General features: G+C 63.3%; 18 protein-coding genes, 4 tRNA genes and 2 pseudogenes. 16 read left to right on the forward strand and 8 right to left on the reverse strand.

All coding sequences use genetic code 11. The annotated features are described in order from the left end of the window. Positions 1–38: 38 nt before the first annotated feature. The 3 genes from I6L45_RS08830 to I6L45_RS08840 form a co-directional block, all read right to left on the reverse strand. Positions 39–335 (reverse strand): hypothetical protein, encoded by a 297-nt coding sequence (locus I6L45_RS08830; protein WP_216983986.1) that lies wholly within the window; start codon positions 333–335, stop codon positions 39–41. Positions 336–565: 230 nt separating this feature from the next. After that, complete coding sequence (locus tag I6L45_RS08835; RefSeq protein ID WP_043762844.1) at positions 566–778, reverse strand: hypothetical protein; 213 nt, start codon at positions 776–778, stop codon at positions 566–568. A 145-nt stretch (positions 779–923) separates the two neighbouring features. Next, a complete protein-coding gene (locus I6L45_RS08840) occupies positions 924–2834 on the reverse strand; it encodes a methyl-accepting chemotaxis protein (protein WP_134694782.1) in 1911 nt (636 codons plus the stop codon). A 275-nt stretch (positions 2835–3109) separates the two neighbouring features. Between I6L45_RS08840 and I6L45_RS08845 the strand changes: the two genes are divergently transcribed. From I6L45_RS08845 to I6L45_RS08860, 4 genes are all read left to right on the forward strand, one after another. Then, the gene (locus I6L45_RS08845; RefSeq protein WP_216983987.1) at positions 3110–5404 is read left to right on the forward strand and encodes a patatin-like phospholipase family protein; all 2295 of its coding nucleotides are present in this window, start codon (positions 3110–3112) and stop codon (positions 5402–5404) included. A gap of 229 nt (positions 5405–5633) precedes the next feature. After that, positions 5634–8231 (forward strand): bifunctional aconitate hydratase 2/2-methylisocitrate dehydratase, encoded by a 2598-nt coding sequence (gene acnB / locus I6L45_RS08850; RefSeq protein WP_210547731.1) that lies wholly within the window; start codon positions 5634–5636, stop codon positions 8229–8231. Positions 8232–8499: 268 nt separating this feature from the next. Next, positions 8500–10047: a cyclic diguanylate phosphodiesterase gene (locus I6L45_RS08855; RefSeq protein WP_216983988.1), complete on the forward strand. Its 1548-nt coding sequence runs from the start codon at positions 8500–8502 to the stop codon at positions 10045–10047. 153 nt (positions 10048–10200) lie between these two features. Next, on the forward strand, positions 10201–11763 hold the full coding sequence (locus tag I6L45_RS08860; RefSeq protein WP_216983989.1) for a cyclic diguanylate phosphodiesterase: 1563 nt from the start codon (positions 10201–10203) through the stop codon (positions 11761–11763). Between the two features lie 8 nt (positions 11764–11771). Here I6L45_RS08860 and I6L45_RS08865 read toward each other — a convergent pair. Then, a pseudogene (locus I6L45_RS08865) lies at positions 11772–12440 on the reverse strand (LysR substrate-binding domain-containing protein); the annotation flags it as partial. Here I6L45_RS08865 and I6L45_RS08870 point away from each other — a divergent pair. From I6L45_RS08870 to mdtD, 4 genes and pseudogenes are all read left to right on the forward strand, one after another. Then, positions 12437–12607: pseudogene (locus I6L45_RS08870) on the forward strand (LysE family translocator); the annotation flags it as partial. The pseudogenes I6L45_RS08865 and I6L45_RS08870 sit on opposite strands and share 4 nt — an antisense overlap. A gap of 122 nt (positions 12608–12729) precedes the next feature. Continuing rightward, the gene (locus tag I6L45_RS08875; RefSeq protein WP_216983990.1) at positions 12730–14124 is read left to right on the forward strand and encodes a D-arabinono-1,4-lactone oxidase; all 1395 of its coding nucleotides are present in this window, start codon (positions 12730–12732) and stop codon (positions 14122–14124) included. Positions 14125–14167: 43 nt separating this feature from the next. Beyond that, positions 14168–15313, forward strand: a complete 1146-nt coding sequence (locus I6L45_RS08880) for a GTP-binding protein (protein ID WP_216983991.1) — start codon at positions 14168–14170, stop codon at positions 15311–15313. Positions 15314–15373: 60 nt separating this feature from the next. Then, entirely contained in the window at positions 15374–16771 is a 1398-nt protein-coding gene (mdtD, locus tag I6L45_RS08885) for a multidrug transporter subunit MdtD (RefSeq protein ID WP_216983992.1), read from the forward strand. A 29-nt stretch (positions 16772–16800) separates the two neighbouring features. Here the strand turns inward: mdtD and I6L45_RS08890 are convergent, their stop codons facing one another. The 3 genes from I6L45_RS08890 to folB all read right to left on the reverse strand — a co-directional run bounded on the left by I6L45_RS08890 (position 16801) and on the right by folB (position 18291). Further along, a complete protein-coding gene (locus I6L45_RS08890) occupies positions 16801–17289 on the reverse strand; it encodes a YbaK/EbsC family protein (protein WP_216983993.1) in 489 nt (162 codons plus the stop codon). Positions 17290–17410: 121 nt separating this feature from the next. Further along, positions 17411–17920: a 2-amino-4-hydroxy-6-hydroxymethyldihydropteridine diphosphokinase gene (gene folK / locus I6L45_RS08895; protein WP_216983994.1), complete on the reverse strand. Its 510-nt coding sequence runs from the start codon at positions 17918–17920 to the stop codon at positions 17411–17413. Continuing rightward, positions 17920–18291, reverse strand: a complete 372-nt coding sequence (folB, locus tag I6L45_RS08900; RefSeq protein ID WP_043762875.1) for a dihydroneopterin aldolase — start codon at positions 18289–18291, stop codon at positions 17920–17922. The genes folK and folB overlap by 1 nt, the downstream gene beginning before the upstream one ends. A gap of 171 nt (positions 18292–18462) precedes the next feature. Here folB and plsY point away from each other — a divergent pair, with 171 nt between their 5' ends. The 7 genes from plsY (at position 18463) to I6L45_RS08935 (ending at position 21936) form a co-directional block, all read left to right on the forward strand. Further along, complete coding sequence (gene plsY, locus I6L45_RS08905) at positions 18463–19125, forward strand: glycerol-3-phosphate 1-O-acyltransferase PlsY (protein WP_216983995.1); 663 nt, start codon at positions 18463–18465, stop codon at positions 19123–19125. Between the two features lie 47 nt (positions 19126–19172). Then, a tRNA-Phe gene (locus I6L45_RS08910) sits at positions 19173–19248 on the forward strand. Positions 19249–19300: 52 nt separating this feature from the next. Then, positions 19301–19376: transfer RNA gene (locus tag I6L45_RS08915), tRNA-Thr, on the forward strand. A 3-nt stretch (positions 19377–19379) separates the two neighbouring features. Beyond that, a tRNA-Phe gene (locus I6L45_RS08920) sits at positions 19380–19455 on the forward strand. 6 nt (positions 19456–19461) lie between these two features. Next, a tRNA-Asn gene (locus I6L45_RS08925) sits at positions 19462–19537 on the forward strand. 228 nt (positions 19538–19765) lie between these two features. Next, positions 19766–21109, forward strand: a complete 1344-nt coding sequence (locus tag I6L45_RS08930; protein ID WP_216983996.1) for a potassium channel family protein — start codon at positions 19766–19768, stop codon at positions 21107–21109. Between the two features lie 227 nt (positions 21110–21336). Further along, positions 21337–21936 (forward strand): Yip1 family protein, encoded by a 600-nt coding sequence (locus tag I6L45_RS08935; protein WP_134694794.1) that lies wholly within the window; start codon positions 21337–21339, stop codon positions 21934–21936. 83 nt (positions 21937–22019) lie between these two features. On the opposite strand, the gene I6L45_RS08940 is transcribed toward I6L45_RS08935, so the two are convergent. After that, positions 22020–22352, reverse strand: coding sequence for a hypothetical protein (locus I6L45_RS08940; protein ID WP_216983997.1), 333 nt, complete (start codon positions 22350–22352; stop codon positions 22020–22022). Positions 22353–22734: 382 nt separating this feature from the next. On the opposite strand from I6L45_RS08940, the gene I6L45_RS08945 reads away from it, so the two are divergent. After that, entirely contained in the window at positions 22735–24228 is a 1494-nt protein-coding gene (locus tag I6L45_RS08945) for a histidine phosphatase family protein (protein WP_216983998.1), read from the forward strand. The last annotated feature ends 32 nt before the right edge of the window (positions 24229–24260 follow it).

Here is a 24260-nt window from a genome sequence, read left to right on the forward strand (position 1 = left end):
GAGCGGCTTTTTGTCGTCTGTCTTTCGGGGTTTTGCCGTCAGCAGCGTCCCTTCTTCGCCTGACCCGGCGGGCAGAACGAGCGATAGCCGCCGTGGTGATGACCATCGTAATGGTCCCGGTAGTCTCGTTCGCGATAGTACCTGTCGCGGTGGTGGTGGTGATGGTGATCGTCGTAATGGCGATAGTAGTGGTCGCCATGGTAACGGTAGTAGCCGTCGCTCACCCGGATGTGCGCGTCATCCACGCTGAAATCCGCGCCGTGGACCCGCACCGGGCCACTGGCACAACCGCTGAGCAAGGCGCCAAGCAGTACGATCAGAATCCGCTTGTCCATAACAACCTCCTGTGTTTCCCCTGATTATGTTGCCGTTCACCATGAATACCGGGGCGGATTGATGGTGTTGCGTCACGACTTGCCGCTGGCATCGCGATGAGCCAGTCCAGCATCCTTCATGAGGGGGAAGTACGTGCCGTGTTGAGGCGGTGGTTGGCGGCGCATCACGGCGCTCGCCAGTGATGTGTTAGAGGGTCTGCTCCGCCCGGGGAACGGGCATGAAAAAGGCGCTAGCAGCGCCCTTTCTTGGCCTGTCCCGGTGGACAGAAGTGACCCCGCTGGCCGCCATGATAATCGTCGTCGTAATAGCGGTCGTGGTGGCCGTCGTAGACCCTGATCCGGGTGTCATCCACACTGACATCGGCGCCGTGCACTCGCACCGGACCGCTACTGCAGGCCGACAGCAGTGCGCCCAGTACCATGACCATCATCAGTTTGCCCATTCTCGTTCTCCTTGGTTCTCCCCTGATTATGAAGCATTGCGGCCAGGAATCCTGAGTCGAATTGGCGGCGTTGCGTCATGGCCTGCCGTTGCCATGAAAAAGGGAGCGCGTTGGCTCCCTGGTTCATAAAACGAGGGGGAAGGGGTCACAGCCGGAAGTTGCCGACCAGCTTGTCGAGCTCGCCGGAGAGCTGTTGCAGGCTGCGGCTGGACTCGGTGAGCTGGTGGGCGATGTCGGCCGTCTCCATGGTGAGCTGGTTGATGTCCTCCACGTTGCGGTTGATCTCCCCGACCACGCTGGACTGCTCCTCGGTGGCGGTGGCGACCTGGATGTTCATGTCGCTGATCTGGGTGATGTGGCCTGTGATTTGATCGAGGGCCCCGTTGGCCTCGTCGGCCTGGGTGACCACCAGCTGGCTCTGGTTGCGGCCCTGGGCCATGGCACTGACGGCGCGGGCGCTCTGCTCCTGGAGGCTGTTGATCATGACCTGGATCTCGGCGGTGGAGGCGGCGGAGCGGCTGGCAAGGTTGCGCACCTCGTCGGCCACCACGGCGAAGCCGCGGCCCTGCTCACCGGCGCGAGCGGCCTCGATGGCGGCGTTGAGGGCCAGCAGGTTGGTCTGCTCCGAGATGCTGCGGATGGTATCGAGGATGCTGCCTATGGAGTCGGTCTGGCTGGCCAGGGACTCGATGACGCCGGCGACCTGTTCGATCTCGCCGGAGAGGCCGACGATGCCGTGGCGTGCCTGGGCCACGACCTGGGCCCCCGCATCGGCCTGCTCGTTGGCCTGCTTGGCGACGTCGGCAGCCAGGGACGCATTGCCGGCGATCTCGCTGACGGTGGCCCCCATCTCGTGGATGGCGGTGGCGACCTGGACGGTGCGATCCCGCTGGGCGGTGCAGTTGTGCTGGGTGAGCTGGGCCTTGGCGGCCACCTCGTTGGCGGTGGCGGCCAGCTGACGGGAGTTGCTGGCGACCTGCTCGATGGAGCCGTGGATCTTGGTGACGAAGTTGTTGAAGCCGGTGGCGACCTGAGCCAGCTCGTCACGGCCATCGACCTTGAGGCGCTGGGTCAGATCGCCGTCGCCGCTGCCGAGTTCCCGGAATAGGCGAGCCAGCTCGTTGAGCGGGCGACTGACCGAGCCGGCCAGCAGCACGCCGAGCAGCCCCATGCCGACGGCGATGGCCAGGCTGACCAGCACGATATGCAGGCGTGCCCGATCCAGCTCGGCAAAGATCTCGTTTTCAGGCACCTGAGCTACCAGATACCAGTCCAGCAGGGGGATATAGCTGCTGGCCAGGATCACCGGCTGGCCGTCGACATTGGCGTGGGTAGCGGCAAAGGGCTGCTTGGCCAGCAGGTTGGTGCTGCCGCCTTCTGCCAGCTGGGTCAGGTTGTCCCGATCGATGCGGGCCGCATCCGGGTGCAGTTTCACCTTGCCACTGCCATCGGTCATGAAGACGAAGCCGCTCTCACCGATGCGAAAATCGGCGAGCATGCTGACCATGCTGTCGAGGGACTTGGCGAGGCCGGCGAGGCCGCGACCATCCTTCTGCTGGAAGTTGACGAACAGCTTCACCTCGCCATTGGTCTCGCGAAAGATGCTGAGCATCAGATCCTGGCCGCTCTTGGTGTAGTCGTAGAACCAGTTGTCCTGGTCGTGGTTCAGGATGCGCAGGAAGCCGTCCTGGTTGTAGTAAGCCGCGCTCTGGCGATCGGCGAAGGAGGCGGTGACCAGGCCGTACTGGCTCGTCATGTCCTTGAGCTGGTTGATGAGGATGGCCTCCTGCTCCTTGGGCATGCCGCGCTCGACCCAGTCCAGCACGAAGCGATCGTTGGCCAGCTGCCTGGCGGCGTTCGCGACCGAGGTGAGGTCCTTCTCGATCTCCTTGCCGATACGCTGCGTGAGGTTGGGCAGTTCCTGCTGGAACATGCGCTGTTCGATCAGCTGCTGTGCCGAACGCTGGCTGAAATACCCCACCAGCAGGCAGGAGAGGGCGACGGCGAGGATGACGGTGGCCAGAATTTTCTGTTTCAGTGTCAGGCTTGCGAACATAAGGGTGACTCGGGATTGTGAACCGGGAAGTTGAATTCATATTAGCGGCGTAGCGGGCGCTTTCTTGAGCGGGGGAGGCGTTTATTGTCGATTAACGTTTGCGCTCACATCCGGGCGGGGATTTATTGGCGCGCATCTTTGCCGGTGGGATAGCCACCTCGCCTGCCACATCTCGCCAGCACCCCGGGTTGCGGTTACAGTGCATCCACTTATAGTAGGCAGCACTCGGCCGGTAGACTGGCCACTCGACTCGCACCGGATCAATGGACACTCATATGCGCATCTTTCATCGGGGATGGACTCACCTGTTAATGCTCCTGCTGGCAGCCCTGCCCCTGATGGCAGCGGCCCAGGAGGGCGATGCCAGACCCGCCACGCCCGCAGCCAAGGTGGAGAGGCCCAGGATTGCCCTGGTGCTGAGCGGGGGCGGCGCCAAGGGCTCGGCCCATATCGGCGTGCTCAAGGTGCTGGAGGCGAAGCGCATTCCGGTGGACATCATCGTCGGGACCAGCATGGGCTCCTACGTGGCGGGCATGTATGCCATGGGGCTCAGTGCCGAGGAGGTGGAGCGCACCACCCTGGCCATCGACTGGAACAAGGGGTATCAGGACAAGGTCGGTCGGGACGAGCTCTCCCTGCGCAAGAAGCAGCAGAGCGAGAAATATCAGCTGCGCACCGACATCGGGGTCAACGGCGACTCCACCCAGCTGCCTGACGGCTTCTTCCAGGGCCAGTCCATGGCCAGCCTGCTGCGTCACGCGACCTCCAACCTGCCGTCCCAGAAGAGCTTCGACGATCTGCCCATTCCCTATCGGGCGGTGGCGACCGACATGGAGACGGTCACCCCCTTCGTGCTGGATCACGGCAGCCTCGCCAAGGCGATGCAGGCCTCCATGTCCATCCCGGGGGCGCTCAAGCCGGTAGACTGGGAGGGGCGGATCCTGTCCGACGGCGGCACGGTCAACAACATGCCGGTGGACGTGGCCAAGGCCATGGGGGCCGACGTGGTGATCGCGGTGGACATCGGGGCCAGGCTGCGCACCCGCGAGTCCCTCAAATCCGGGCTCGCCATGATAGACCAGCTCACGACCTACATGACCCAGGTCGGTACCGAGAAGCAGAAGGCCCTGATGGGGCCTGACGACATTCTGCTGACGCCCGAGTTCGGCAACATGGGCATCGCCGACTTCGCCCTGATGCCGGAGGGGATAAAGATAGGGGAACAGGTGGCCAACCGCGCGGCTGTCCAGCTTGATGCACTTTCCCTCTCTCCCGACGCCTATTCCGATTACCGTAACGGCAAGCTGAGCCGCCGTGCCGAACGCAGCGGCCAGCCCGCCTACTACATCGACAAGGTGGAGATCATCAACAAGTCCCGCCTCTCCGACGAGACGGTGCGGGCCATGCTGAAGGTGCGCCCGGACAAGGTGCAGACCTACGAGAGCCTGGAGGCGGGGATCCGCCGCCTCTACGCCCTGGAGTCGTTCGATCGCATTACCTACGAGGTGGAGGAGCGGGGCGGCGAAAACGTGCTGGTGGTGGATGCCAGCGAGAAGAACTGGGGGCCGGGCTATCTCAACTTCCAGCTCGGTTTCTCCGACGATTTCGAGAGCAGCTCCAACTACAACGTCGGCATGTCCTACACCCTCACCAACGTCAACGACTGGGGGGCGGAGTGGCTGACCGAGGCGTCGCTCGGCACGGCCAAGCACCTCAAGACCGACTTCTACACACCGCTGGAGCCTTCCCAGACCTTGTTTGGCGAGGCGAGCCTGGCCTATGACAAGACCCAGCGCCGCGTTTTCTTCCCGGAAGAGCAGACCCGATCGTCCGGGGTGAGCTATCTGGACTCCGAGTACAGCTTCACCAGCCTGGATCTCGCCGTCGGCTGGAACCGCCAGCCCTGGAGCCGGTTCTCCCTCGGACTGGAAGGCAAGGTTGGCAACGTGGAGATCCAGAACATCTCCAATACCGACGCCGACGCCTCGGCCTGGGGCCCCTATGTGCGTTTCGAGCACGACACCCTGGACAGCCGTTACTTCCCCTATCAGGGGGCCTATTGGGACATCAAGGGCGGTTATTCCAGCATCGAGCTGGATCCGTCCCATGGTGCGTCCGAGCAGACCGAGGGGGTGAACTACCACCTGGCGATGATCAAGCCCTGGTCCTGGGGCCGGCACAGCCTCAACCTGATGCTGGAAGGCGGGGGCTCCACGTCGGAGGAGTCGGTACCGCTGTTCGTGCAGGATCTCGGCGGGCTGTTCCGCATGTCCGGTTTCCAGCACTACCAGCTGAGCGGTCGTTACAGCCTGTTCAGCGGTCTGCGCTACATCTACCGGGTGGCGGACAACGACTTCGGGGCCATCAAGGCGCCCCTGTTCCTCGGGGGCTCCCTGGAGCAGGGCGGCGTCTGGGACAAGGGGAGGGACATCAGCCTGGAGTCCTCCTACACCTCGGGATCCGTCTATCTGGGGGTGGAGAGCTTCCTCGGCCCCATCTTCCTCGGCTATGGCATGGCGGAGGGGGGACATGACATGTTCTATCTGCAATTGGGCACTACGTTCCAATAAGGGAGAAATGCTGCCTTTTTGTTAACTCACCTTGGGTGGGTGGCTTGTCACTCTAAAAAAACCTAATTGGTTTATATGGTTATGCTGGTTTGATGAATAACTGCACAGGCTTTGGATTTTAATTAGTCGTTAAAACTTATATAGTGGGGGGCACCCTACGGGTGTCCCGCAAGGACGATCGCCGCGAGCTTGGGCGAACCCCCAAAAAAAGACCAAAGAGGAATTAGTCGTGCTTGAAACATACCGTAAACACGTCGCAGAACGTGCCGCCGAAGGCGTGGTCGCCAAACCTCTGGACGCAGAGCAGGTCGCTGCCCTGGTTGAGCTGATCAAGAATCCGCCCGCCGGCGAACAGGACTTTCTGAAAGAACTGTTGTCCTCCCGCATTCCCCCGGGTGTTGATGAAGCGGCCTATGTGAAAGCCGGCTTCCTGACCGCCATCGCCAAGGGCGAGGCCCATTCCCCCATCCTGACTGCCGCCGAAGCCGTCGAGCTGCTCGGTACCATGCAGGGTGGCTACAACATCCAGCCGCTGATCGATCTGCTGGACGATGCCCAGCTGGCCCCTCTTGCTGCCAAGGGCCTCTCCCACACCCTGCTGATGTTCGACTCCTTCCACGACGTGGAAGAGAAGGCCAAGGCGGGCAATGCCCATGCCAAGCAGGTGCTGCAATCCTGGGCCGACGCCGAGTGGTTCCTCTCCCGCCCGGCCCTGGCCGAGAAGATCACCGTCACCGTCTTCAAGGTGACCGGCGAAACCAACACCGACGATCTGTCGCCGGCGCCGGACGCCTGGTCCCGCCCCGACATTCCGCTGCACGCCCTGGCGATGCTGAAGAACGCCCGTCCCGGCATCACTCCGGACAAGGACGGCGTCATCGGCCCCATCAAGACCATAGACGCGCTGAAAGAGCAGGGCTTCCCGCTGGCTTACGTCGGTGACGTGGTCGGTACCGGCTCCTCCCGCAAGTCCGCCACCAACTCCGTGCTCTGGTTCATGGGCGACGACATTCCGTTCGTGCCGAACAAGCGCGCCGGCGGCGTCTGTCTGGGCGGCAAGATCGCCCCCATCTTCTTCAACACCATGGAAGATGCCGGCGCCCTGCCCATCGAGGTAGACGTCTCTGCACTTGCGATGGGCGACGTCATCGACATCTTCCCCTATGAGGGCAAGATCACTCGCCACGGCACCGACGAGGTGCTGGCCCGGTTCGAACTGAAAACCGAGGTGCTGATCGACGAAGTGCGCGCTGGTGGCCGTATTCCGCTGATCATCGGCCGTGGCCTGACCGACAAGGCCCGCGAAGCGCTGGGTCTGCCGTTCTCCACCGTGTTCCGTCGTCCGCAGCCTGTCGCCGACACCGGCAAGGGCTTCACCCTGGCCCAGAAGATGGTGGGCAAGGCGTGCGGCGTGAAGGGCATCCGCCCGGGCACCTATTGCGAACCCAAGATGACCACGGTCGGCTCCCAGGACACCACGGGCCCGATGACCCGCGACGAACTGAAAGATCTGGCCTGCCTCGGCTTCTCCGCCGATCTGACCATGCAGTCCTTCTGCCACACCGCGGCCTATCCCAAGCCCATCGACGTGCAGACCCACCACACCCTGCCGGACTTCATCATGAACCGCGGCGGTGTCTCCCTGCGCCCGGGTGACGGCGTCATCCACTCCTGGCTGAACCGCATGCTGCTGCCGGATACCGTGGGTACCGGTGGTGACTCCCACACCCGTTTCCCCATCGGCATCTCCTTCCCGGCGGGCTCTGGCCTGGTGGCCTTCGCCGCCGCCACCGGCGTCATGCCGCTGGACATGCCGGAATCCGTGCTGGTGCGCTTCAAGGGCGAGCTGCAGCCGGGCATCACCTTGCGTGACCTGGTCCACGCCATCCCCTACGCCGCCATCCAGAAAGGGCTGCTGACCGTCGAGAAAGCGGGCAAGAAGAACATCTTCTCCGGCCGCATCCTCGAGATCGAAGGTCTGCCGACCCTGAAGGTGGAGCAGGCGTTCGAGCTGGCCGACGCCAGCGCCGAGCGTTCCGCCGCCGGTTGCACCATCAAGCTGGATAAAGAGCCGATCATCGAGTATCTGAAGTCCAACATCGTCATGCTGAAGTGGATGCTCTCCGAAGGCTACGGCGACGTGCGCACCATCACCCGCCGCATCAAGGGGATGGAAGAGTGGCTGGCGAACCCGGTGCTGATGGAAGCGGACAAGGATGCCGAGTACGCCGAAATCATCGAGATCGATCTGGCCACCATCAAGGAGCCGATCCTGTGCGCGCCGAACGATCCGGACGACGCCCGTCTGCTGAGCACGGTAGCCGGCGATCAGATCGACGAGGTGTTCATCGGTTCCTGCATGACCAACATCGGCCACTTCCGTGCCGCCGGCAAACTGCTCGAGAAGTACCAGGGCGAGCTGCCGACCCGCATGTGGATCGCGCCGCCGACCAAGATGGACAAGGATCAGCTGACCGAAGAGGGCTACTACGGCATCTTCGGCCGGGTCGGTGCCCGCATCGAGATCCCGGGCTGCTCCCTGTGCATGGGTAACCAGGCGCGCGTGGCAGAAGGGGCCTCCGTGGTCTCCACCTCCACTCGCAACTTCCCGAACCGTCTGGGCAAGGGTGCCAACGTCTATCTGGCTTCTGCCGAACTGGCTGCGGTTGCTGCCATCCTCGGCAAGATCCCGACCGTGGCCGAGTACCTGCAGTATGCCAAGTCGCTGGATGCCACTGCCGCCGATACCTATCGCTACCTCAACTTCAACGAGATCGCCTCCTACACCAAGAAGGCTGATGCGGTGATCCTGCAACAGGCGGTATAACCGGATCCCACCTGAGGCCGTTCAGGAAACAAACCCTAATGCCGCGTCCCGACGCGGCATTATTCGTTTCTATACGGGTCTCTTGCTGTGGAGGGATGGCATAAGTGTGATCTGGCCACAGTATGTTTGATTCGTTTTATAAGCGTGTTGCGTTATGTTATTCGGTTATGAATGGTCGCGATGAGTCATCGTTGCCGGTGTAACCCGACTCCGGGTCTGGTGCAGCGCCTGCCTGGGCGGGCCTGGCTGCTTGTGGCGTGGTTTTTTTATGTTTCTTTTCCGGTTGGATCTTTCCCGTACCAGGTTGCGCATCGGCAGCACGCTGCTGGCGTTCTTGCTCCCTCTGCTGGTCGGTGGCTGGATCGTTCACAGCAACTATCTCTATGATCTTAAAGCCGATTCTAGAGCTTCTGCGCACAAGGCGATGACCTTGATGGAAGAGGTGCTGGATCGTGCGGAACAGGTCAACCGGGAAATGCTGCCGTTTGTGGCGGCCCCCTGTGAACGCAATTTGCTGCTCTTGCGCAAGAAAGTGGCGTTGGAGCCCTTCCTGCGCTCGGTCAACCTGGTCAGTGACGGGGTGATCCGTTGTACCTCGTTGTTCGGGGCAGTCAGGGAGGCCGACGATGGCTCCCGCTATCTCGACCGCAAGTTGCTGCTGATGCGCGGCAACAAGGTTAGGCAGAACCACCCCCTGCTGGTGGTGCGTACCGAGCAGGGCAGGGATGCCGTCCTCAGCGCCGTCGACAGCTCCCTGCTCGGTTTCATGCTCTCCCTGGGAGACAAGCCCGACGTCCTGCTGCTGCAGGTGGGGTCGGCCAGCATCGATGAGGCTGGCCGCTACCTGGACCATGTTCCCAGGCTGGAGCGGAGCACCAGCCTCGAGATCTCTTCCAAACGCTATCCCTTCACCATCTACGCCGGCTACAGCATGCCGCACTACTGGCAGTCACTCTGGGAAGAGCGTCGGTTGGCCTTGTTGTCACTGGCGGTGACCTCCTCGCTGCTCGCCTGGCTGGTGTGGTGGGTGCTGGGGCGTCCGGGCTCCCCCAATGACGAGCTGAAACGGGCCCTGCGCGCCAGGGAGTTCGTCCCCTACCTGCAACCGCTGGTCGCCAGCGATGACGGCAGCATGGTGGGAGGAGAGGTGCTGATGCGCTGGCACCATGCCACCGAGGGGGTGATCCGCCCCGATCTCTTCATTCCCCAGGCGGAGGAGTCCGGCCTTATCGTGCCCATGACCAGCCAGATGATGAGAAGCGTGGCGAACCAGCTGGGGCGAGTGCAGGCGGAGCTGCCGGATGGCTTTCACATCAGCTTCAACATCAGTGCGGCCCACTGCCACGACTTCTCCCTGCTCAGCGAGTGCCGCACCTTTCTCGATCACTTTGCGCCCGGCAAGGTGGTGATGGTGCTCGAGCTGACCGAGCGGGAGTTGCTGGTGGCGGATCACCAGACGATCTCCCTGTTCCAGCAGCTGGATCAGATGGGGGTCAGGCTGGCCATCGACGACTTTGGCACAGGCCACTCCAGCCTGCGCTACCTGCAGCAGTTCCATGTGGATTATCTCAAGATAGATCAGTCATTTATCCGTCGGATCGGCACCGAATCCCTCTCCCGGCACATCGTCGACAACGTGATCGATCTGGCGAGCCGCCTTGGCCTCGCCCTGGTGGCGGAGGGGGTCGAGACCCGGGAACAGGCCGACTATCTGCGCGGCAAGGGGGTCGACTATCTGCAGGGCTATCTCTATGGCAAGCCGGTGCCGATGCCCCGGTTTTGCGAGGGGCTGTCGCCCAGGCGCTCCGTGGCATAGTCCGGTGTCCCGCCTGATAACCAAGGTGAAGCCCCTTATCCCAAGCCCGGGTTGACGGATGGCCTGTACCCCGGGTTGACGGTTTTTTATCCGGTTAGGGTTGGGTTCAGCGTCGGTCGCTAGACTGACCGTCCCATTTTTAGCGGATCCCCCATGCCTTATTCACTGCGGCTCGATACGGCTCATCCCTGGCTGCGTCTGCTCCTCGCCCTGCTGGTGTTCTCTGTGCCCATGCTGCTCGGCACCTGGGGGTTCCACAGCCATTACCTGCGCAATCTGCAGCTGGAGTCGGAGGGGGCCGCGACCCATACCGTGACCCTGCTGGAGACCATGCTCGGCCACGCCGACGAGGCCAATCGCAGGGCATTGCCCCTGCTGGATCAGTCGTGTGCCCCCGTGCTGCCGGCCTTGCGACAGCAGGTGGCCGAGGTGCCCTTCGTGCGTTCGGTGAATCTGGCCCGCCATGGCAGCATCTATTGCACCTCCTTCTTCGGCCCATACCGGATGGCCTATTCGGTGGAACACTTCGTCAAGGGGATGCTGCAACTCGGCAACGTCAGCCCCATACGACAGGATCACCCCTTCCTGGTGGTGCGTGCCGCCAAGGGGCGCCGTGCCGCCCTCAGCGTCATCGACGGGGACTATCTCAGCTTCATGTTGAATCTCAAGGATCCCTCCCTCGAGATCAGGCTCAAGGTCGGTGAGCGCTGGCTGGACCAGCGGGGCCATCTATTCATGCGGTCCCCCGAGGCGCTTCCCCATGGCGGCGTCATGATGAGTTCGAGGGTCTACCCCTTCTCCATCTATGTGGGGTATCGAAGCCCCTCGAACTGGCAGGGTCTGCTGCAGACGCACCGCTTCGGGTTGTTGCTGCTGGCCGGGGTCAGCGCCGGTTTCGCCCTGCTCATCTGGTGGCTGCTGGGGCGGCCCCGCTCGCCGGCGAACGAGCTGGCACGGGCCCTGCGGGGGAGGGAGTTCGTTCCCTATCTGCAACCCCTGGTGGAGAGTGGCAGTGGACGCATCGTGGGGGCCGAGGTGCTGATGCGCTGGCAGCACCCTGACATGGGGTTGGTGCGACCGGACCTGTTCATCCCCCAGGCAGAGGCCTGCGGCCTGATCGTTCCCATGACCACTCTCCTCATGGAGGAGGTGGGCCGGCAACTGGCAGACGAGCAGGCTGCACTGCCCCGCGGGTGTCACATCAGCTTCAACATCAGTGCCGCCCATTGCCGCGACGATATCCTGATCGGGGAGTGCCGACGCTTCCTCGATCGCTTCGAGCCCGGCCGCATCATCCTGGTGCTGGAGCTGACCGAGCGGGAATTGCTGGCGGCGGATCCCCACACCCTGGCGCTGTTCAAGGCGCTGGACGAGATGGGGGTGCAACTGGCCCTGGACGACTTCGGCACGGGCCACTCCAGCCTGGTCTATCTGCAGCAATTCCACGTGGACTACCTCAAGATCGACCAGTCCTTCATTCGCCGCATTGGCACCGAGTCCCTCTCGGAGCACATCGTCGACAACGTCATCGATCTCGGCAGGCGGCTGGGGCTCTCCCTGGTGGCCGAAGGGGTCGAGACGGAGCAGCAGGCCGCCTACCTCAGGGCCAAGGGTGTCCACTATCAGCAGGGATACCTGTTTGCCCACCCCATGCCCCTGCGGGAGTTCTGCCGCGTGCTGGCCCTTGGGGAGGCACCTGCCGGCAGCGCAGCCTAGGGCAGGGCTCAGGGCTCCAGGCCGTTCAGCCAGTTCACCAGGGTCTCGTGGGGGCTGCCGGGCTCGGGCCGGGTGGGAGCGAGCAGGTGATAGCCGGTGCCGTCCGCAATGAAGCCGAGCGGCGCCACCAGCAGGCCGGCTTCTATGTCGTCACACACCTGCCGGTAAGGGCCGATGGCGACGCCAAGGCCGGCCACCGCCGCCTGCAGGCTGAAGTAGAAGTGCTCGAACGTCTGCCCCGGCCCCTCGTCTGCCTGCATGGGGGCGGCTCTGCGCAGCCACTCCTGCCAGGCGCCGGGACGGGTCCGGGTGTGCAGGCGCGGGGCCGTCGCCCGCAGGACCCACTGCTTCCCTTTGCGCTCGAAGAACTGTGCCACCTTGTCCGGCTGGCAGACCGGCCCGGTTCGCTCCTCGAACAGCGGCAGGCTGTGGAGATCTTCGGGCCAGTGGAAGTCGTTACGCCGGATGGCGAGATCGATGCCGCTGTCAAAGCTGAGGGCGCCACCGCCCGCCATCAGATGCACCTCCAGCTCCGGGTGTGCAGCCTGAAATGCAGGCCAGCGCGGGATCAGCCAGCGCATCAGCAGGGTGGGCTCGCAGGAGAGTACCAGCGATTGGGGGCGGCTCTGCTGGCGCAGGGCCTGCGCCGTCTGCCGGATCTGGCCCAGCCCCTGCCTTCATCGTGCTGGCCCACGCCCTCTGGTTTGGCGCTGTGGCGATCTTCTTCTCCACCGACGCGGTACGGGTCCGGCTCCTGGCGGTGCGCCACTGGATTGATCGGGTATTCGGTGGGCTGCTGGTGGGATTCAGCCTGCTGCTGGCGCTGACCCAGTCCTCGCGCTGAGGAGGCCGCACCGGGGCGAAGCTATCACCCGCGAAGTGCAGGGGCTTGTTTTTCATGCCTTGCCAGCCACTTTTCGGTAGAATCGTCGCTCATTTTGACGTCAGATAGAGATGAGGCGCGGTATGACGGTTCAGTTCCAGGCATTTCACAGCATCAAGGCGATTGGCAGTCGGGAGGTGCTGTTCAACTGGTCCAGAACCAATCCCCTCGGTGCCCTGGAGCAGGTGTGGCGCCCGAAACATCGCGACGAGCTGCAACAGTTGCTGCGGGAATACCCGACGCGCAAGCTGCGCCTCATCGGATCCGGCCTCTCCTTTGAGCCCATCCACAGCGTCTATGCCGAGGGCAGTCAGGCGCTGCTGGTGGACCTGCACCACCTGCGCGGCCCCCTGGGACACACCGCCGACACCGTGACCTATCAGGCGGGCACGCCGCTGGACACCGTCTATGCGGATCTTGTCGCCATGGATCGCATGCTGCCCGCGTCCCCCGGCGTCATCGGCATCCAGACCCTGGGCGGGGCGCTCAGCACCGGCACCCATGGTCAGGGGCTGCACCAGTCCGCCCTGTGCGACGCGGTGGAGGCGCTGACCGTGATGCTGGCCGATGGGGAGATCATCCGGGTGGATCGCACCGATCCGCGCTTCGGGGCCTTCGTGATGGGGATGGGGATGCTCGGCATCCTGCTCGACGTCACCCTGCGCACCGTGCCGAACCGCATCATGCGCTGCACCAAGTTCACCACCGACTACCCCTTCCTGCTGGCGCATAACGAGCGCCTCAACCGCGAGCATGCCTTCGTGAAGAGCTGGTGGTTTGCCTGGACCGGGGAGAGCCACATCTGGCTGGTGGATCCCGCCAGCGAGGAGGAGGTGGCCCGTTACCGCGCTGCCAGCAGCGAGCCACTGCAACTGGAGGGGGACATCGACGGCCGCATGAACGCCACTATCGACGCGACCCTGCAGAAGATGGCGAAGGACACCAAGGACGAGGCGCTGGCGGGGGAGCACTTCGAGACGGTACGCCGCTTCAAGGACGCCTCGGATCTGGTGGGCAACGTCTACCAGATCCTCTGCAAGGGGATCCCGGCGCCCCAGATCAACTGCGAGGTGGCGGTGCCCCTCGAGCGCATGGGGGAGGCCCTCGAGATCCTGCAGGCCTGGCAGGAGGCCAACCCGGGCGTGCTGCACTACCCCTTTATCCTGCGTTGCACCGGCCCCTCCGAGGCCTGGCTCAGCGCCGCCCATGGCAAGTCGGTGTGCTGGATTGGCTTCCTGGTCTATCTGGCGGCGGACGGCACCTTCGTCAACGGCTCCATGGAGCAGATGCGCGAGCTGCAACAGCTGCTGGTGCCGCTGGGGGGCACCCCGCACTTCGGCAAGCACCTGGCGATGGATCTCTACGACTTCCCGGCCCTGCTGCCGCGCTGGCACGACTTCCTGGCCTTGAAGCGAGAGCTCGATCCCCACGGCCGCTTCGAAAACCGCTGGCTCGGCGAGCTGTTTGCCAACAAGTGAGGGTGCTTGGCCCTCTCATCACGCCAGGTTTTAAGGATTTGACATGACCGATATGCAAGACACCCGCATCCCCGTCACCCTGCTGACCGGCTTCCTCGGCAGCGGCAAGACCACGCTGCTGAACCACTGGGTCAAGCAGCCCGAGCTCGGCGAGTGCGCCGTGCTCATCAACGAGTTCGGCTCCGTGGGGCTGGATCACCACCTGGTGCAGCAGGTGGACGAGCAGGTGGTGCTGCTCGATTCCGGCTGCATCTGCTGCTCGGTGCAGGGCTCCCTGGTGGAGGCGCTGCAGGGGCTCTTTATGAAGGCTATCCAGCGGAAAATTAAGCCTTTCAAACGACTCATTATCGAGACCACGGGGCTGGCGGACCCTGCCCCCGTGCTGTTCACCCTGCGTGAGGAGGGCTTTATCGCCCAGCGCTACCGCTTCGATGGCACCGTCACCGTGGTGGACGCGGGTCATATCGAGCAGCAACTGGCTGCCCAGTACGAGGCGGTCAAGCAGGTGGCGCTCGCGGATCTGCTGGTGGTGAGCAAGGGGGACCTGGTGGATGAGGAGACCCAGGCGCGGGTCGAGAGCCAGCTGGCTGCCCTCAACCCGGCAGCCCCCATCGAGCGGGTCAGCAACGGGGTGCTCTCGCCCGCCGTGCTGGAGAAGCTGGGCGCCTACAACGAGGCGGCCGGGCGCGACGTGCGCCAGCTGCTGGCCTGGCTGCGTACCGAGTCCCCGAGACAGGGGCTGGCATCACCCATGCAGCCGAAGATGGCGCCGTTTGCCGCCAAGGTGGGCACGGCCGCGCCGACCCATTTCGCGCACGGCGGCTCTTTTGCTCACAACAATATCGAGAGTTTCTCCCTGCGCATCGGCGAACCCCTCAAGCCATCCCGCCTGCTGGCGGCGATCGATGCGGTGCAGGCACAGTACGGCGACGCCCTGTTGCGCCTCAAGGGAATACTGCAGCTGGAGGGGGAGAGCCAGCCCGTGGTGATCCACGGCGTGCACGGCCAGCTCTATCCGCTGCAATCCCTGGGGGAGTGGCCGGAGGGCAAGGCCCAGTCCCGCCTGGTGTTCATCGTGAAGAGCCAGGACAGGGAAGGGATAGAGCGTCTGTTCCTCGACGCCCTGAGGGCCCCTGAGCCCAGCCTTGAGGAGCGGCTCAAGGCCATGCTCGGCCAGCCGGATGCCTGATATGCTGATATGACCCGTCTTCGTGCGGGTCTTTTCTTATCTGACGAGGAGGTGACTGCCATGCCCGACAGCACACAGATGGTGACCCCGGCCCAACGCAAGTGGCTGCCCTGGCTGACCGCGGTCGGCTTCTTCATGCAGACGCTGGATGGCACCATCCTCAACACGGCACTGCCCAGCATGGCCGAGGCCCTGGGGGAGAGCCCGCTGCAGATGCAGTCGGTGGTCATTGCCTACATGCTGACGGTGGCCCTGCTCATCCCGGCCTCCGGCTGGCTGGCAGACAGGTTCGGCACCCGCCGCGTCTATCTGGCCGCCATCCTGCTGTTTACCCTGGGATCCCTCGCCTGTGCAGTCGCCAACTCCCTGCCGGTGCTGGTCGTTGCCCGAGTGCTGCAGGGGGTGGGGGGCGCCCTGCTGATGCCCATCGGGCGCCTGGCGGTGCTACGGGTCTACAGCAAGCACGAGCTGCTGCGGGTCATGTCTTTCGTCACCATCCCCGGTCTGCTCGGCCCCCTCATCGGCCCGGCTCTGGGTGGGTGGCTGGTGGAAGTGGCGAGCTGGCACTGGGTCTTTCTCATCAACCTGCCGGTGGGGGTGATAGGCTTTGTGGCGAGCTGGCACTTCATGCCCGAACTGCGGCAGATCACCGCGCGCTTCGACTGGCAGGGGTTCGTGCTGTTCAGCATCGGCATGGTGCTGGTCTCCGTCGGCCTGCAGGGGCTGGGGGAGCACAGTCTCTCCACCGGCTGGGCGCTGTTCGCCCTCCTGTTCGGGCTGGCCGCCATGGCGAGCTACTGGCTCTATGCCGCCACGGCCGCGCAACCCCTGTTCAGCCTGGCGCTGTTCAAGACCAACACCTTCGCCATCGGCATCTGGGGCAACCTGTTCGCCCGCCTCGGCAGCGGTGCCATGCCCTTCCTGACCCCGCTCTTCCTGCAGCTGGGGCTCGGCTTCTCGCCGAGCAAGGCGGGGATGACCATGATCCCCACAGTGCTCGGGGCCATGCTGACCAAGACGCTGGTAAACAAGCTGATCCCGCGCATTGGTTATCGCCGCATCCTGATCGGCAACACCCTGGCGCTCGGGGCCATGATCGCCAGCTTCTATTTCATCGACAACCAGGTGCCTCACGGCGTGCTGCTGGGGTGGCTGGCGGTGTTCGGCGCCATCAACTCCCTGCAGTTCTCCGCCATGAACACGCTCACGTTGCAGGATTTGAGTGCCGAGCATGCCAGCAGCGGCAACGGCCTGCTGTCGGTGGTGATGCAGCTCTCCATGAGCCTGGGGGTGGCCATCGCTGCCAGCCTGCTGGGGCTCTTCTCCGCCGGACAGTCGGTGCAGGAGAGCGGGCGCTGGCTCGACGGTTTCCACCTCACCTATCTGTGCATCGGGCTGATGTCCATGCTGGCCGCCCTGATCTTCGCCCAGCTGGCCAGGGAGGAACGCAAGGGGTGATGGCCGCGCCCCGACAATCGGGGCGCACGTCATATCGCGGGGGAGGGCAGAAAGCTGACCTGGCAGGGGAGGCGGGCGAGCACGCCCGCCAGATGCTCGGTGGCCAGCAGGAAGGTCAACTCCGGATGGCCCGGGGTCCAGGTGAAGGCGTGGTGGGCCAGCAGCTGCGAGTCGACCAGCAGTGGCACATCGGCCCTCGGCAGGAAGGGGCAGACGGCCCCCGGCAGGCAGCCGATCTGCGCCTGCATCTCCTCGGCGCTGCAGATGGAGGGCTTGGCGCCGAGAACGGCCCTGACCGCCTTGCTGTCGAGCCGCCCATCCCTGTGGGTCAGCAGCAGGGCGAAGCGATCATCCTTGAACTTGAGAAACAGGGTCTTGCTGAACTCCGCCTGCCAGCCGAAACGGGCCTTGACCCGCTCGTCGGTGGCGTAATCCAGGATGGGTTCGTGTTCGTAGCGCTGATGGGGCAGCCCGGTCAGCAGCTGGCAGTTGAAGGCGTGAATGGCGTCGAGGGGCATGGGGTTCTCCTGTGCAGACGGCCATGCTGCCAGTCGTTCAGACACAGGCCCAATCACCGTTTCTTATCCGTCATCAGCGCAGTCCATCAGCAACAAGGGCACCGCGAGGTGCCCTTGGTGATCAGTGATGCTGCAGTTCGCACGCTTCCCAGTGGAAGGGTATGGGGTTCAGGCGCTGGGAGGCCTTGTCATAGGCCCGCCACAGCTCGCCGAAGGGGCGGCCGTCGACGGGGTGGCACTGCTCGGGGGCCAGCTCCGCCAGCGGCCAGAGCACGAAGGCGTTGGTGAGGATCTCGCCGCGGGGCAGCGCCACCGGCTCCTCGCACACCAGGTTGCCGTAGAGCAGCAGGTCGAGGTCCAGGGTGCGCGGCGCGAACTTCTTGGCGTCCGGCTCGCGGCCGTTGGCGAACTCCATGGCACGCAGCCGCTGGCAGACGCTGGCCAGGGGCATATTGGTGCGGGCGGCGACCACCAGGTTGTAGAAGGGGCGGCCGTTGAAGCCCACCGCCTCGCTCTCGAACACCCGGGAGACGGCAAGGGGCCCGAACTCGGCGTGCAGGGCATCGAGGCCGGCGCGGATGTGGCGCTCCCGCTCGATGTTGGATCCCAGGCTGATGTAGATGGTGGTCATCAGCTGGCGCTCGCGGCAGGAGTGCGATGGCGCAGGATTTCGACCCCGACGCCGGCGGCATTGGGCACGGCGCCCGGCTTGGTCAGGGTCACCTTGACCCACTGCACGCGATCGTCGTCCAGCACCAGGGCGGCGACCTGTTCGGCCATGGTTTCGACCAGCTCCACGACCTTGCTCTGGGCGTGATCACAGATCTTGCGGGAGAGGGTGGCGTAATCCAGCGCCAGGTTGATATCGTCGGTTGCGGCGGCGGGGCGGTTGTCAAACCCCATCTCGAGATCGAAGCAGAGCTTCTGGCGAATGCCCTTCTCCCACTCATAAACCCCTATGGTGGTCAAAACCTCGAGTCCGCGAATAAACACCTTGTCCATGACAGTACTTCTTCTTTACTCTTGATGGGCTGTGAAAACAGCGCAGGGATGCAGGCCTGGCAAGCTGATTGCCGCCGGCGGCCGGTTTGGGCGACACGCGTTCGGGCAAGCCCAGACCAGAGAATGTGGCCCGCATCATACCCCATTCATATCGTGGTAAAAACGACCAAGATGACGGCCCTGACGATTTTGATGATTATTCTGGCCTATCTGGGCGGCTCGCTGTCCAGTGCCGTGCTGGTTTCCCGCATCACCGGGCTGCCGGATCCCCGCGACCACGGCTCCCACAACCCGGGGGCGACCAATGTGCTGCGCCTCGGGGGCCGGATGGCAGCGCTGATCGTCCTGCTGAGCGACATGCTCAAGGGCATGGCGCCCGTCTATCTCGCCTGGTATCTGGATATCAAACCCGTCTATCTCGGTTTCATCGGCGTCGCCGCCTGCCTGGGCCACATGTACCCCATCTTCTTCCACTTCCGGGGCGGCAAGGGGGTCGCCACGGCGCTTGGCACCATGCTGCCCATCGGCTTTGCCATGGGGGGAGCCGTGATTGCCACCTGGCTGCTGGTACTAATGGTGAGCGGCTACTCTTCCCTGGCCTCCATCATTACCGTGCTGCTGACGCCCCTCTTCACCTATCTGCTCAAACCGGAATATACCCTGCCGGTCTCCCTGCTCTCCTGCCTCATTCTCGTCCGCCACCACGAGAACATTACCCGCCTGCTCAAGGGGGAGGAGTCCCGCCTCTGGCGCCGCCGGGGAGGGGAGTCTCCCGTAGAAGTGATGAAAATGGGTGGTGCTGCGCAAAAAAGAGACGAACGAGACGAAAAGTGAAATTTCCCGTTGACCACCTGCCTTAAAATCCGTTTAATAGCGCCCACGCCCAGATAGCTCAGTCGGTAGAGCAGGGGATTGAAAATCCCCGTGTCGGCGGTTCGATTCCGTCTCTGGGCACCACATTTTGGTGCCATGAAATGAAAATTTGTTCATGCACAATGGTTTAAAGTGTGCCGGCTTAGCTCAGTAGGTAGAGCAACTGACTTGTAATCAGTAGGTCACCAGTTCGATTCCGGTAGCCGGCACCATTTGCCCAGATAGCTCAGTCGGTAGAGCAGGGGATTGAAAATCCCCGTGTCGGCGGTTCGATTCCGTCTCTGGGCACCAAATTGTTCCTCCGTAGTTCAGTCGGTAGAACGGCGGACTGTTAATCCGTATGTCACTGGTTCGAGTCCAGTCGGAGGAGCCAATTCAAAAGCCCAGCAGCAATGCTGGGCTTTTTTCTTGCCTGTTCGCCGGGAAAGTCCCCTTACCCCGATGCAGAACAGGGGGGGGGCTGGCTTATTTATACCTTCCCCATCAGTCACTTATCGTCGCATCCCCTGGCGTGCCCCGCCCGTTTTCCCGTAAGCTTGCGTCCAGCCGCCGTTCTCGAAAGGGTCTTTCTGGCGGTGCACATCCATGACCGAGGTAATCCATGAACGCAACCGAGCTGTGGCAGCTTTCCCCCGAGCAATTCAACGCATGGCGACGGGAGAACGACTATCCCCTCATCTGGGATCTGCTGGTGACGTCGCTGCCCCATTTCGGCGACTGGATGGCGGAGCAGAAGATAGAGAAGAGCGTGATCTTCCAGATAGGGATCGCCCGTTTCATCAGCTCCCGCTGCGTGCTGAGCCTGTGCGTCTACATGAGCGACGACAAGATCCGCCTGTACGAGACCGCCTCGGGCGCCCTGGAGTCCCTGCGCAAGAGCGGCCTGATCCGCTCGGAGAGCCGCTTCGAACCCTACTGCATGTGGCTGGCCGGCAAGTATGGCAAGGACGAGGTGAAACGGGTGCAGAGCCTGCTCTCCGTCTCCGAGAACAACAAGGGGGAGGCCCAGGTGCTGGGCCGGCATAGCCTGCTCAACATCGGTGGCGTGGCGCTCAAGAGCCCCATCATCTCCGGTCGGCTGCTGGACTTCACCTGCCTCGACGAGCTCTCTCTCGACGGGGCCGTCAACAACTCCAAGGTCTATCTCTGGCACTGCTCGGCCAAGGGGGTGAGGGTCAATGGCGGGGTCATCGGACTGGATCTGTTCGATTCCCTGCTCTGGGACCACAGGGCCTGGGCCAAGAAGCGGGAGCTGGCGCTGGAGGACGGGGTGTTTCAGGACTTCACCATAGAGTGCGAGGAGATCCGCTTTCACTCCTCCCGGGCCGTGCTGAAGAACTTCAACGTCCGCGCCAAGAACTTCGATGCCACCATGGAGCACACCAACCTGGACAAGGTGCAGGTGGCCTACAACGAGAATGGCCGGATCGATCACAACGAGGCGAGCAAGCTCTATCGCAACGCCAAGCGCCTCTTCTCCAGCGTGGGGGACACCGTCGATGCCGGGGAGTGCTACTACCAGGAGAAGCTGCACGAGATGAAAGCCCTGGCCAGTCCGCGGGAGCTGTTCAGGGAGCGCTGGCTGCGCAGCGGCCTGCTGAGCAAGGGGTGGCTCTCCCTGCTGTGTTACCTCAGGTGTGCCGGCAAGTTCATCAGCTTCATCACCTGGGGATTCGGTGAGCGGCCCATCCGCAGCCTGCTGATGTCGATGGGGGTCATCCTGCTGGCGACCCTGACCTATTTCGTGACGCCGGAGTCCGCCACCCACGGCCATCTGGGGCGTTCCCTCTATTTCAGCATTGTGACCTTCGTGACCCTGGGATACGGCGACATCTCCCAGACCTCCTCCCCCCTCCAGCTGTTGTCGGCCATAGAGGCGTTCTGCGGCATGTTCCTGACCGGCCTCTTCCTCGCGGGTTTTGCCTCGAAAACCAAGCAGTACTGACGACGAAGCGGGCGACAGGCCACCGTCTCCCGACAGCCAGCCTCCATCAGCCCTGCCCGCCGGCGGGGCTGCCTTCCTTGACGCAGCGGCACTGGAGCGACTTTATTTAAAGTCATCGCTCGCCGTGGCGAACGATGGCGCACCGCGCGCGACATGACAAAAAAACAGACAGGGGAGCGAGCACGGTATCGATCAGCACACCATCACAGCAGAGAAGGAATAACGCTATGATATTGAATCACTTATGGGGATTGTATGCCCATCCTCACACCGAATGGCATACCATAGACGAGCGACACGACAGTTTCAGAAACAGTCTGTCCCATATCCTGATCGTGGCCCTGATCCCTCCCATCTGCGCCTACTACTCCGCCGTACACATCGGCTGGAGCATAGGCGTCGGTGATCCCATCACCCTGACCGCCAACAGCGCACTCATGCTGTCGATCGCCATGTACGTGACGCTCATCATCGGCGTCCTCGCGCTCTCCTATCTGGTGCACTGGATGGGTCACACCTTCGGTTCGGATCCCAGCTACACAACCTCGCTCGAGCTCGCGGCCTACACCTCTACGCCGCTCTTCATGGTCGGCTTGTCCGCCTTCTTCCCGCACCTCTGGTTCGTCATGATCATCGGCCTCATCGGGCTGACCTACTCCGTCTACCTGCTCTACGTGGGGGTGCCCATCCTGATGCACATCTCCAAGGAGCAGGGATTCATCTATGCCAGCTCCGTGGTGACGGTCGGTCTGGTGCTGCTGGTCTGCGTACTGGCTGCCACGGCCATTCTGTGGGGATCCGGCTTCGGTCCTGTGTTCACTCAGTAGGGCTCCAGCCGATCGTCAAGGACGACAAGGGCGCCATCATGGCGCCCTTGTCGTGTCTGGCAGGGAGAAATGGATTGTCGTGATCAGCGCGCCTTGCCGCTGCCGATGCTGAACGGCAGGCGATAGTCGCTGCTCTGATCCCCGAGGCTGACGGTCAGGTTGCCCTGGGCGCGGCTCGGAATGTGCACCTGCTGGGTACCCATCAGGCTGGCATGGACCGAGGCCACCAGGTCACCGGACTCGTCACGCACCTCCAGCTGGGGGTTGCTCTTGCCAGCCACTGCGGCGCCGGCGTGCCAGTTGACGAACAACACGCCAGGGGCTGCGTTGAAGTCGGCGGGAACGGCCGCCTGGGCAACACCAACACTCATCAGGCCTGCGACGGCCAGCATCTTGATTACGTTTTTCATGTTCATTCACTCTCTTGGTTTTTATGTCATTGGCAGGGCCGGTCAGACCCATATCAATGCATCCATGCAAGAGGTCATTCAAATCGTGTGTTGTTCTTTCACTGACATCAGGCACCCGGTTCTGTGGTGCCATCACCATGAATGACCAGCTATGTTGCGGCTTGGCGCTCCTGCTCAAGCGATGGGTGAATAATAAGCAGCCTCACTCATCATTGTTAGCGAGATAAACTGGCCTATATGTTCAAAAAAAATGAATGATGCTTGGCGGGAGGAATGGCGGGGAGCGAGCTGCCCTGTCCGGCAGGATGTCGGCGTCGCACCTTGGCCTGACACCGGATTGTCATATGAAGTGCGTACTGTGCGGCTTCATTTTCAAACTGGTTCAAGGATGACTATGTTTCGCGTCTCTACCCTCGCCGCCTGCGTGGCGGCCACCCTGCTGAGCGGCTGCAATTCGGAAAACGACTCCTCGTCGCCCGCCGTCGGTGACTATCAATACAGCACCAAGGCCGTCTATGCCGCTCGCCAGGATGCGAGCAGCTATGAGGCCGCTCCTGCCGGCTTCACCCCCGTCTTCACCGAGCTGGTGGCCCGCCACGGCTCACGCTCGCTGTCGAGCCCCAAGTACGACGTGCTGACCAAGCTGGTGTGGGCGGAGGCCGCGAGGCAGGGGGCCTTGACCGAGCTGGGCCAGGCGCTCGGCGCCAAGGTGGATGCCGTCACCGCCGCCAACCAGGCCCTGGGCTATGGCCTGCTGAGCGCGCTCGGCAAGGAGGAGCACGCCAACCTCGCGACCCGGCTCGCCGAGCGGTTGCCCACCCTGCTGACCGGGGGCGCGAGCCCGCTCTGCCTCAAGGTCGAGACCTCGGGCAAGGATCGCGCAAACGAGAGCGCCTACTTCTTCATGCAGAGCCTGGCCAAGCGGGTCTCGCTGGTGACCGACAGCGCCGACTGCTACGTGAGTCAGGAGAACCCTTCCGAGATCGACAAGGGGCTGCGCAACAAGTTCGAGCTCTACTTCCACAAGACGGAGCCGGAAGGGCAATACGCCCAGTACCTGCCCACCTTCCAGGACTATCAGGCCTTCATCGGGGACGAAGACAACGGGGTGGCTCCCGCCCCCGAGCTGACCGAGGCCCTCGAGGCGCTCAAGGCTCTGCCCAAGACCCGGGTGATGGCCCGCGAGATGCTCGAGCGCCTCTACAGCAAGGCCTTTGTCGACGAGCTGGCCGGCGGCGTCGAGTATGTGGCGGTGAACCCGGAAGATGGCGGCAAGACCTATGTGCGCGACGAGGTGGACGCCGCCCTCATGCTCTACAACCTCTTCATCATAGGTCCGGGCATGGTGCGCGAGGCGCAGGCGCAAGGGGCGCCCTGGGATCTGGAGCAGTTCATTACCCCGGAGGAGTCGGCTTGGTTCTCCTATCTCTCCGATGCCGAGGACTTCTACGAGAAGGGGCCGAGCCTTGCCAGCCAGAGTGCCACCTACGCCGTGGCCCAGCCCCTGCTGGACGGCCTGTTCAATGAGGTGCAGACCCAGGTGGTGGAGGGGGCCGGCGAGCACGTGGCCAAGCTGCGCTTCGCCCATGCGGAGACCCTGATCCCGCTGGCGGCCCTGATGCAGCTGGAAGGGAGCCGCCAGAGCGCCCAGCCCGGCGTGCTGATGAGCCAGGAGAACAACGAGTGGCGTGGCGGCTGGGTCTCACCCTATGCGGCCAACATCCAGTGGGATGTCTACCGCAACGAGGCCGGCCGGGTGCTGGTGAAGATGCTCTACAACGAGCAGGAGCTCACCTTCAAGGCCGGGTGTGCCCCGGTCCAGGCTGGCAGCTTCTTCTATGACTTCGGCGAGCTCAAGCGCTGCTACGGCTATTCGTCCTGACGCTTGCGCGTCTCCCCCGGGGCCGGTCATCA

Origin of the sequence: Aeromonas sp. FDAARGOS 1415 (assembly GCF_019048365.1) — a bacterium.
Classification (GTDB): domain Bacteria; phylum Pseudomonadota; class Gammaproteobacteria; order Enterobacterales; family Aeromonadaceae; genus Aeromonas; species Aeromonas taiwanensis.